Annotated in this window: 5 protein-coding genes, 1 tRNA gene and 1 pseudogene; 5 read left to right on the forward strand and 2 right to left on the reverse strand. The window is 72.1% G+C overall.

Annotation, left to right across the window (positions count from 1 at the left end; all coding sequences use genetic code 11):
• Positions 1-131: 131 nt before the first annotated feature.
• The 5 genes from DY218_RS25600 to DY218_RS25620 are packed head-to-tail and all read left to right on the forward strand — an operon-like array spanning position 132 to position 4,717.
• A complete protein-coding gene (locus DY218_RS25600) occupies positions 132-1,199 on the forward strand; it encodes a PP2C family protein-serine/threonine phosphatase (RefSeq protein WP_128558509.1) in 1,068 nt (355 codons plus the stop codon).
• Positions 1,196-2,401, forward strand: coding sequence for a protein kinase domain-containing protein (locus DY218_RS25605; protein ID WP_128558510.1), 1,206 nt, complete (start codon positions 1,196-1,198; stop codon positions 2,399-2,401). The genes DY218_RS25600 and DY218_RS25605 overlap by 4 nt, the downstream gene beginning before the upstream one ends.
• A 27-nt stretch (positions 2,402-2,428) precedes the next feature.
• Positions 2,429-3,139: a vWA domain-containing protein gene (locus DY218_RS25610; protein ID WP_128558511.1), complete on the forward strand. Its 711-nt coding sequence runs from the start codon at positions 2,429-2,431 to the stop codon at positions 3,137-3,139.
• A complete protein-coding gene (locus DY218_RS25615; RefSeq protein ID WP_128558512.1) occupies positions 3,136-3,621 on the forward strand; it encodes a hypothetical protein in 486 nt (161 codons plus the stop codon). The genes DY218_RS25610 and DY218_RS25615 overlap by 4 nt, the downstream gene beginning before the upstream one ends.
• A gap of 16 nt (positions 3,622-3,637) precedes the next feature.
• On the forward strand, positions 3,638-4,717 hold the full coding sequence (locus DY218_RS25620) for a zinc finger protein (protein WP_128558513.1): 1,080 nt from the start codon (positions 3,638-3,640) through the stop codon (positions 4,715-4,717).
• Between the two features lie 61 nt (positions 4,718-4,778).
• Here DY218_RS25620 and DY218_RS25625 read toward each other — a convergent pair.
• Together DY218_RS25625 and DY218_RS25630 are read right to left on the reverse strand one after the other, a co-directional pair.
• A tRNA-Ala gene (locus DY218_RS25625) sits at positions 4,779-4,852 on the reverse strand.
• Between the two features lie 63 nt (positions 4,853-4,915).
• A pseudogene (locus DY218_RS25630) lies at positions 4,916-5,462 on the reverse strand (hypothetical protein); the annotation flags it as partial.

Raw genomic sequence — 5,462 nt, forward strand, 5'->3', positions numbered from 1 at the left:
ACCCACCCGCCGTACGCACCGCCGCCCGCGGCCGCACCCGCGCCGCCGAAGCCGCGTACCAGCAGAGTGCGCGGCACCAGGCCGTCCGGCCGCGAGCGCCCCGAGGCCGACGGAGGCCAGGTGAGCGGATCATGACCATCCCCCCACAGCCCGCCCGGCCCCCGGGTCCCCCAGCGCCCGAGGCGCCTGCCGCGCCACCCACCGCCGCCACCCCGCGCCCCTGGTCCGCCGACCACACCCACCTGCAGGCCCTCACCGTCTGGACGGAGCGCCGCCCCGGCCACGGCGAGGACGCCGAACCGCTCGCCGCCCACCACCTCCCGAGCGCCAACGGCCTGCTCGCGGTCTTCGACGGCTCGGGCGGCTCCGGCGCGGCCCCCGCCTGGAGCGAGCCGGACGGCCCGACGCACACCAATGCCTGGGTGGGCGCCCGAATCGCCCGTCTCGCGGCCGAGTGCTGGTTCCAGCGCGTCGTGCTGCACGACGAACCGGACACCCGCGACCGCCTCGAGTACAGCCTGCGCCGCATGCTCGCCTCGGCCCCCGCACGCGCCCGCACCCGTATCGGCGGCTCGATGCGCCGCGCCCTGCCCACCACCCTCGCCGCGGTCCGCTACGGCATCGACGACGAGGGCGTGCGCTGGCGCGCGCTCTGGGCAGGCGACTCCCGCTCGTACGCCCTGCTGCCCGGCAGCGGACTGCACGCCCTCACCCGGGACGACACCCACGAGGAGGACGCCCTGGCGCAGCTGCGGCAGGACCCGCCGATGACCAATGTGATCTGCGCGGACCGCACCTTCACCGTGAACACCCACGAGGGCCGCTTCCGGGAGCCCTGCGTCCTGCTCACCGCCACCGACGGATTCTTCGGTTACGTACACACTCCGGCGCAGTTCGAGTGTCTGCTGCTCGCCACCCTCACGCAGGCCCGCGACGCCGCGCAGTGGGCCTCGCTGCTGACCGAGGCGATCGTGCCGATCACCGCCGACGACGCCTCACTTTCCTTGGTGGCACTGGGTTTTGAGGACTTCGGGAGTCTGCGCAAGGCATTCACCGAGCGGTACGAGGGCGTGGCACGGGGCGGGTATCAGGACGTACCGCCGGCCGACGACCAGGAGGCCCTGCGGCTCTGGCAGGACCGGACCTGGCAGTCGTACCGGACCGAATACGAGAAGCTCATGCCGGGGGTGCGCGAGTGAAGAAGGGCGATGTGATCGGCGGCTACCGGGTCGTCACCGACCCGACCAACGCCGACGGCGGAAAGTGCATGTGGGCCTTCGCCGAGAAGGACGGCACGGAGTATTTCCTGAAGCGTTTCCTCGAGCCCAAGCGCCCGCGCGAGGGCTCCGGGAGTGCCGCGAGCCGGCGCATCCGCCTGGAGACCTGCCAGGAGTTCGAGGACCGGCACCGGAGCATCATGAAGCTGCTGCGGCCCGATGCGAGCGGCGGCGGGAATCTGGTCCTGGCCACGGACTTCTTCCACGCCGGCAGCACGTACTACAAGGTGACCGAGCGGATCGACACCACGACGCTCGACAGGCCCGAGTCGCTCGCCCCGAAGCAGAAGGCCGTCCTCCTCAAGACACTCGGCGCCAGCCTGCGTCTGCTGCACGACATCGACGTGGTGCACGGCGACCTGAAACCGGCCAATGTGCTGGTGCAGAAGCGGGACGGCGCCGCGTTCCACTCCGCGAAGCTCATCGACTTCGACGACTCGTACCCGTCCGGGAAGCCGCCCGGCCGCGACGACATCGCCGGCGACTCGCTGTACGGGGCCCCGGAGTGGCGGCGCTACGTCCAGGGCGACGAGACCGTCGACGGGCCCGAACTCACCACGGCCGTCGACATCTTCGCCCTCGGCCTGATGACCCACCACTATCTGACCGGCGCACTGCCCGCCTACGACGGCCGCTTCGGCTCTCCCGCGGACGCGGTCAACGCCGGGGAGCCGCTGGAGGTCGACGACCGGCTCAGCACCCCGATGCAGGCCCTGATCATGGCGATGACGGCGGCCGGACCGGAACGGCGGCCCACGGGCGCCGAGTTCTTCGCCCGGCTCAAGGACCCCGAGGTCTGCACCCTGCACACCGTCCCGCAGCCCCGCCCGGATCCCGACGCCGCGGACCCGGCGGCCTCGGCCGACTCGGCGACCGGGGCCAAGCCGCGCGGTAGCCGCGTCACCTTCAATCCGCCGGACCGCGCGACCCGGCCCACGACCCCACCGCCACCGCGCGCCGGTGACGACGACACGGGGACGCCCCCGAAGGCACCCGAGGCGTCCGGGCCCCCCGAGTCCTCCGCCCCCGAGTCCGGGGAGGCGCCGCCCGACGCCCCGACCGGCCCCCGCCGGTCCAGAGTCCGCATCAACCTCGGCCACCGCACCGGCGACGGCCGCTCCTGAACAGAGGAATCGAGGAGACGACAGAGCATGACCTCGGAGCTCGAGAAGTACCACGGCAATCTGCAGTACGCGGTCGACATCGTGATGTGCATCGACGCCACCGGAAGCATGAACCCGGTGCTCGACATCGTGAAGAACAGCTCGCTCCAGTTCCATCAGCGCCTGCACGACGTCATGGCCAAGAAGAGCAAGGAGATCAGCCAGCTCCGCCTCAAGGTCATCGCCTTCCGCGACTTCGGCGACGACCCCTCGGACGCGATCGAGCAGACCGACTTCCTCCATCTCCCGCGCCAGGTCACCGAGTTCGAGACCTTCGTACGCTCACTGCGCGCGATCGGCGGCGGCGACATCCCGGAATCCGGCCTCGAGGCCCTCGCCCTGGCCATCAATTCGCCCTGGGAGACCGGCCTCGACCGGCGCCGCCACGTCATCGTGATGTTCACCGACGCCCCCGCGCACCCGCTCGGCACGGTCGGCGCCTCCGCGCAGACGTACCCCAAGGACATTCCCCGCTCGATGGAGGACCTCTTCGAGCAGTGGGGCTACGCGCGCAGCCAGACCGCCGTCATGGAGCAGTCGGCGAAGCGCCTCGTCCTCTTCGCCCCGGAGGACGAGCCGTGGAAGGAGGCCATCGGCGAGGACTGGGACCTCACGCTGCACTTCCCCTCGCGCGCCGGTGAGGGTCTGGAGGAGTTCGAGATGGACGAGATTATCGAGACGATCGCGAACAGCCTGTGACCGTACGGTTCAAGGGCACCTGCGCGGCCCTGGAGTTCGACCGCGGCTGGTTGCGTCTGGAGTGGGCCGAGCCGGGCCACGACCACTGGTACCGGGCCGGCGAGCTGCTCGTGCCGGCCCGGGACTGTGTCGCGCTCGCCCTCCGCCCGGATCTGTCGGACGGCCGCCTGCACCTGGCGTTCCGCTTCCGCCGGCCGGACGGGGGTGAGGCGGGCGCGGAGGTGTCGATCGTCGCCGAGCATGCCGCGCACGCCCACCGGTTCGCCGAGTATCTGGCGCACGAGTACGGCGTCCGGATCTCCCTGACCGATCCCGGCGAGGCCGCCCAGGACCAGCGGCCACAGCCCGCACCAGGACTCGAGCCGCAGGCCGCGGAGGCCGGCCAGGACGACCCCGCGGACTGGCTGAGCTCCCCGGTCTCCGCCAGCACTCAGACCTTGTTCCGCTCGGTGCTGACCCGTCTGTCCGGCACGGCCGGCTGAGCCGAGGGGAGGAACGGTGCCCGAACCGACCTGGCAGTGCTCGGCCTGCAGCACATTCAACGCCGCGGACGAAACGGCCTGCACGGTCTGCGACACCGCACGGCGGGAAGCGGAGAAGAAGCCGGCCCCGGCCAAGCCCTCCCGGCCCAAGCCGTCACCCCCACCGGCCCGGACGACCCCCACGAAGCGGACCCCGTCCTCCCGCAGCACACCTGCCAAGCGCACGCCCGCACCCCGCAAGACCACCCCGAAACGGAAGCCCGCCACCAAACGCACTGATCCCCCGGGGCGCACTCCCCCCACCCGCACCACCTCCGGCGCGAGCGGCCGACGCCCGTCCGACGCCGAATCCCTCACCGACATCCTGGCGTCCCTCGAGTGGGAGTGCCCCAACTGCGGCCTCGACGTGGTCGGCACGACCCTGTGCCGGGTCTGCAGGACCACCTGGAAGCCGAGCTTCTCCACCACGCTGCCCTCCCCCTCCCGGGTGCCGCGCACCCGCAGCGCCTCGCCCGGTGTCCGCACCACCTCGTCGAGCGGCCGCGCCTGGGGCCCGATCCTCGACGACCCGGTGACCCCCACCCCGCCGAAGCCTCCGCCGCACGAGGCGACCCGCGGCGAGATCATCGCGGGTTGCGGCTGCCTGATCGTCATCGCGGCGACCGTGATCACGCTGATCGTGCTGCTGATCGTCAACTGGGGTTCGGTGATCTCGTTCTTCACCGGCTCCGACTCGGACTCGGCCGACCCGAAACCCACCGCATCCGCCAGCGGCCCCTGCCCGAAGCAGCTGGCCGACCAGCTCCCCAAGGGCTCCGCGGACGGCGCCCGCCTGGTCGCCGCGTACAGCAGAGAAGGCGACAACGAGGAGCGCTACGCCTTCTGCCGCACCACGAAGGGCAAGTACTACTACTTCTTCCAGAAAAACTCCGGCGCCCGCTACGACAGCCCGTCCCCGGCGAAGAAGACCAAGGACGGCTACTCCCTGAGCGTCCCGCCCAACAGCTTCCGCTTCCGCAACGGCGAGATCACCGCCTACGCGAACGGCAAGGAGTCCTGGAAGGAAGCCCTCGTCCCCGAGGCATCCATCAAGTAACCCCACCAGGCACCGAAAAGAGCCCCAGCCGGATCTCTCCGACTGGGGCTCTCAGCTGCGGTGGACCTGTGGGGATTTGAACCCCAGACCCCCTCGATGCGAACGAGGTGCGCTACCGGACTGCGCCACAGGCCCTTGCAACGAGTGAAACCTTAGCACCCTCCGCGGGGTGCTCGGAAATCCGTTCCGTGCAGGTCATCACTCGTTGGCGGCGCGGGGCCTGTCGCCGTCCTCGTACTGGTCGAAGAGCGGAGTGCGACCGCGCTCGCGGGCCCGTCCGCGGGCGGGGCGGCGGACCGGTGCCGGCGCCTCGGAGGACCCGGGCTCGCGTCCGTCGCGCTCCGCGCCGGACGGCTGGGCACCGGACGGTTTGGCGTCGGCGTTCCGCTCGCGCCGCTGCTCGGCCGCGCGTCGTGCGGCGGCCTCGCGGTCCCGGGCGGGCTCGGCCGTACTGGAGCGGGCCGAGCTCCAGGCGTCCGGTGCGCCGAGGTCGACGCTGCCGGTGGCGCGGGGCGCGACCGGGGCCGTCACATAGGTCGGCAGCGGCACGGGCACCGGGTCCCAGCTGTCGCCGCGCGCGGGACCCCGCTCCCGCTCACGCTGCTGGTCCACCCACTCCGCGTGGTCGGTCTGCTCGACCAGCGCACGGCGGCCCGCGGCGAGTGCCGAGAGCCCGGGGTCGTCCGCAGATTCCTGCTGCTCGGCCCGCTCCTCGCCGGCGACGGCCCCGGCGCGCTGCCCCGCG

Source organism: Streptomyces triticagri, assembly GCF_003429565.1.
Classification (GTDB): domain Bacteria; phylum Actinomycetota; class Actinomycetes; order Streptomycetales; family Streptomycetaceae; genus Streptomyces; species Streptomyces triticagri.